This is a genomic window from Pseudomonas sp. P4_C3 (assembly GCF_056402075.1).
The window spans coordinates 1-3,442 of the sequence record NZ_JBFUIC010000388.1 but is presented as its reverse complement, the minus strand read 5'-3'; the positions used below and the strand labels follow the sequence as shown (position 1 = coordinate 3,442).

The window sequence follows — 3,442 nt, the reverse complement described above, 5'->3', positions numbered from 1 at the left end:
GTTCCGGCGTGTTCGCGGAAAAATTCACCCTCGAGGAAACCCTGGCCAAGGTCGATGCCGATGGCGTGACGGTGGGCGAAGCACTGAATGCCATTGGCTACGCCGGCCCGCGCAAAGTCAGTGGCCACAAAGTCGGTGCCTACTTTGAAGCCCACATCGAGCAAGGCCCGATCCTTGAAGACGAACGCAAGACCATAGGCGTAGTCATGGGCGCCCTCGGGCAGAAATGGTTTGACCTGAAACTGCGCGGCGTCGAAGCCCATGCCGGCCCGACCCCGATGCACCTGCGCAAGGACGCCCTGGTCGGCGCCGCGGTGATCGTCGGAGCGCTCAACCGCGCCGCCCTCAGCCATCAACCCCACGCCTGCGGCACCGTCGGTTGCCTGCAGGCCTATCCCGGCTCGCGCAATGTCATCCCCGGCGAAGTGCGCATGACCCTGGACTTCCGCCATCTGGAACCGGCGCGCCTGGACTCGATGATCGCCGAAGTGCGCGAAGTCATCGAAACCACCTGCGACGAACACGGCCTGACCTTCGAACTCACGCCAACGGCCGACTTCCCGCCGCTGTACTTCGACAAAGGCTGTGTCGAAGCGGTACGCGACGCCGCCCAAAGCCTGGGCCTGTCGCACATGGACATCGTCAGCGGAGCAGGGCACGACGCGATCTTCCTCGCCGAACTCGGCCCGGCCGGAATGATCTTCGTGCCGTGCGAAGGCGGCATCAGCCACAACGAAATCGAAAACGCCGCGCCGGATGACCTGGCGGCGGGGTGTGCGGTGCTGTTGCGGGCGATGCTGGCGGCTTCGGCGACGATTGCCAGTCAATCGGCAGCCTGAAAGTCAAAAGATCGCAGGCTGCGCCAGCTCCTACATTGACCGAGTACAACCTTTGCGGATGTGCGCGTTTCCCGTAGGAGCTGGCGCAGGGTGCGATCTTTTGACCTTGACCTTTCAAATCCAAATGGCATCCCACAAGGGATAATCACCCGCCCGTTTCACCAATCCCGCCCGCAAAGGATTCATGACGATGTACCGAGCCGCATCCTTGATGTCTTCATCACGACGTAATGCCCGGTCGTAATACCCTCGCTGCCACAGACGACCTTGATCGCCGCGCATAAGATTGATCGAACGGCTGCTTCTGGATTTGATTCGGCACATCAGCTCGGCCAACGTGCCGTGCTTCAATTCCATCAACCAATGCAGATGATCCGGCATGACAACCCAGGCCATGGAGGTCACCAGCGATGCTTCATCGGCACAACGCAGTTGATCGACCAGAAGCCGTCCAATCCGCCAATTTGCGAACACAGGCTCTCGTCGATGGGCGACAGCGGTCAGCAGATAAATACGACCAGATTCCGAAAATCGAGCGTTGCGCAGGCGACATCCATTTGCAGCGACAGGCATTCCTTGCCCTCCTTGAAATGTATTGGCAAATGAACGTTAGCCGTTAGCGCGAGAGCCATGGATGAAAGCATTTTCCGAATATTTCGGGAGTACATAATTMCTGTAGGAGCTGCCGAAGGCTGCGATCTTTTGATCTTCAGCCACTCAACTGACGTCGAAAATCAAAAGATCGCAGCCTTCGGCAGCTCCTACACGTGCACATCTGCACGATAATGAACGCGCGCGGTCGTAATCTTCACAGGCCGGCGCATGACGGCGCCGCCGCACGCGGGGAGAACCCATGAGCCAGGACGTCCTGACCACTGAAACCAATCACCGCCAGTTGCAGCAAATCATCGCCGGTTTGTCCGACGGGGTGATTCTGCTGGACCCCGACCAGAGCATCCTGTGGGCTAACGAGGCGGCGCTGGCCATGCACGGTGTTTCGCAAGTCAGCGATCTGGGTGCCAATGCCGAGGCGTATGCCAAACGCTTCGCCTTGCGCCATCGCAACAATCACGTCGTGCCAGTCGACAGCTATCCGATCAACCGCGTGGCTCGCGGCGAGACGTTCAGCGATGTGCTGGTGGAGGTGACCTCGGCGGCGGACGAAGAGCGTACCTGGGTCCACCGCGCGCGCAGCCTGGTATTGACCGACAGCCATGGCGAGCCGCAATTGCTGGTGTTGATCATGGACGATCTCACCGACCGGGTCAGCGCCGAGCAACGTTTCGCCACAGCGTTTCGCCTGTCCCCGGTGCCGATTCTGCTGTGTGGCGCGGCTGATCAACGGGTGCTGGACGTCAACGAAGCGTTCCTCGATACCCTCGGTTATCCCCGTGAGGAAGTGCTTGGGATCAGCATTGCGCAGATCGATTTCATCGATGACAAAAACGCGCGCATCTGGCTGTTCGCCGCGCTGGAGAAAACCGGCAGTCTGGACCGTTTCGATGTGCGCGTGCGCAGAAAAGACGCCGGGCTGATCGATTGCACCGTGTCGGCGGACACTGTGAACATTCAAGACAACCCGTGCTATCTGCTGGTGCTGGTGGACATCACCGAGCGCAGGCGCACCGAGCTGGAACTGGTGTCGGCCATCGAGGAAACGATGAAGGACGCCTCATGGTTCAGCCGCACGCTGATCGAAAAACTGGCCAAGGTGAAGAACGTCAATTCACCGAAGTTGCCCAGCGTGTCCTTCACCGACCTGACTGCCCGTGAGCGCGAAGTGCTCGGCCTGATCTGCGAAGGCCTGGCCGACAAGGAAATCGCCGCGCGCCTGAAACTCGCGCCCAATACAGTGCGCAACCACGTGGCGGCGGTGTATTTGAAACTCAATGTGCACAGCCGCAATGAAGCGATTGTCTGGGCGCAGGAGTGGGGACTGTTCTCGAAAGAGTGGCGGCCAAAGGGGCAGCGATAAGGTGCAAATGCCATCGGCCGGGCCATAAGTGATTCGCAGATTTTTATTTTTGTGCCAGGTGTGAGGATTTTGCGCACCGGTTCTGTTGTCACAAAAATGTGTCTATCACTTATCGCGGGTCAACCGATGAAAACTCTTGGGAAACGCGTTATCTCATCTTTGTCGCTGGCATTGTGCGTAGCGATTCTCGGCGGCTGTGCCAGTCCGCCACCCCCTCCACCGGTCACTCCACCCCCTCCAGAACGCACCTGCCAGGCCATGGATAAAACCGATGTCCTGGGCGATGTACGGGCCGAAGACGGGCAAGTGACCCGAGTCACCACCACGACTCGTTGCGTGACGCAGTAAACCCCAAAGCGGCCTTCAGTCGGTCCGTGTTGAGGAAATCGAGGGTGAAAACCGCACGATTCGCGGATGCTGCCGCCGGTCGTGCGTGCCATCGGTTTGGTCATCGCGAGTGCTGTCGGTGCCGTTCGGCTGGCAGTTGCCGAAATCCATCGGTCTTTTGAAGCACTTCTTTATCGCCAATTGTTCTAGAAAAACTGTCAACTCTGACAGTTTCTTGCGTGCCAATTATTCCCGATAGTTGAATGACCATCCCTGATCATTCACTTGCCAGCATCGAGAG

General features: G+C 58.8%; 3 protein-coding genes. 2 read left to right on the top strand and 1 reads right to left on the bottom strand.

Going from position 1 to position 3,442, the window contains the following annotated elements:
- On the top strand, positions 1–839 hold an 839-nt coding region (locus AC1DVH_RS28070), incomplete at its 5' end, for a hydantoinase/carbamoylase family amidase (protein WP_477756533.1).
- Between the two features lie 114 nt (positions 840–953).
- On the opposite strand, the gene AC1DVH_RS28065 is transcribed toward AC1DVH_RS28070, so the two are convergent.
- Positions 954–1,412: an REP-associated tyrosine transposase gene (locus AC1DVH_RS28065; protein ID WP_477756532.1), complete on the bottom strand. Its 459-nt coding sequence runs from the start codon at positions 1,410–1,412 to the stop codon at positions 954–956.
- Between the two features lie 280 nt (positions 1,413–1,692).
- Here AC1DVH_RS28065 and AC1DVH_RS28060 point away from each other — a divergent pair, with 280 nt between their 5' ends.
- Positions 1,693–2,814 (top strand): LuxR C-terminal-related transcriptional regulator, encoded by a 1,122-nt coding sequence (locus AC1DVH_RS28060; RefSeq protein WP_477756531.1) that lies wholly within the window; start codon positions 1,693–1,695, stop codon positions 2,812–2,814.
- The last annotated feature ends 628 nt before the right edge of the window (positions 2,815–3,442 follow it).